Annotated in this window: 2 protein-coding genes; both read left to right on the top strand. The window is 42.3% G+C overall.

The features are described from left to right. On the top strand, window positions 1-194 hold a 194-nt coding region (locus tag AC1DVB_RS27350; RefSeq protein WP_477591971.1), incomplete at its 5' end, for a hypothetical protein. Between the two features lie 30 nt (window positions 195-224). Further along, window positions 225-1,237: amidohydrolase (locus AC1DVB_RS27345; protein WP_477591969.1), on the top strand; the 1,013-nt coding region annotated here is incomplete at its 3' end.

The following is a 1,237-nucleotide window of genomic DNA, read 5'->3' as shown; positions in this document are numbered from 1 at the left end:
GGAATAGACGGGGCTGGGGCCAGCAAACCACGGGAATTAAGACGCAATTATATAAAAGGTATAAAAAAACGATGATATTTTTGACTATTTGTCTAATGATTTCACAATCTGGTGTGGATATAATGAATCTGTTGAAAACAGAATATTCCGGTAAGTGGCGGCAGGGACAGCAAATGAAGAGGTGGCAGAACTGAGGGGGAAACAATAAGGAAGGGGTGTGTTGGTTGAAAGCTGATATCGTGTTCATAAACGGCGAAGTCATAACCGTAAATCAAAAAAATGAAGTCGCGGAAGCCCTGGCAATTAACGGTGATCGTATCTCGGCAGTCGGAACGAATCAGGAAATCAAGGTATTTATCGGAGAAGAAACAAATGTGATTGATTTGCAGGGAAAGTCCTTACTTCCCGGGTTTATAGATTCTCATATTCATCTTATCTTGTATGGTGTCAATCAATTGGCAGTGAGCTGTAAAGCTGAACATATCAAATCTATAGAAGATTTGTTAATCGATCTGAAGAAGAAAGCTTCGACGATCCCTAAAGGTGAGTGGATTCGGGCTTGGGGCTTCAATGAGACCGCAGTGAAAGAAAAACATTATCCAACAATAGCGGAATTGGATGCTATTTCAACAGACCATCCCATTATCGTGAATCGCACATGCAGCCATATAAGCGTGGTGAATAGCAGGGCGCTTGAGATTGCTAGAATTGATGAAAACTCAGAGATTCCAACTGGAGGGATCATTGAAAAGGATGGAGCGGGGAGGCTTACAGGAAAACTCATTGAAACAGCAAATATGATAATGGCCGACAGAGCAAGCTATTCAGAAAGCGAACTGTTGAAGGCGGTCAAAATAGCATCGGGACATTTCATTGAAGCAGGCATTACAAGCATTCATGAAGCTGGTGCTCATGGTCCTGACAGTTTCCGTTTAATGCAGCAGGCCATAAAAAATAAGGACATTCGTGTCCGTATCTATGCGATGGTCGGTTCATTGAATAATTCTCATGAATTTGTGAATAAAATGGTAGATTCGGGAGTGATAACCGGAACGGGGGACGAAAGATTCAAAATCGGACCAGCCAAATTGTTTACGGATGGCAGCAGTACCGGTCCGACAATTGCCACTCGTGAGCCTTATACGAGTGATCCTGGTTATTCCGGGATTCTTTATTATAAAGAAGAAGAGATCCATCAAGTATTAGGTCAGGCACATAAAAGAGGCTTTCAAATCAC

The sequence above is a fragment of the Peribacillus sp. P4_D6 genome (assembly GCF_056401795.1).
Note: the sequence above shows the minus strand (reverse complement) of the source record. Positions and strands in the feature narration are given on the sequence as shown.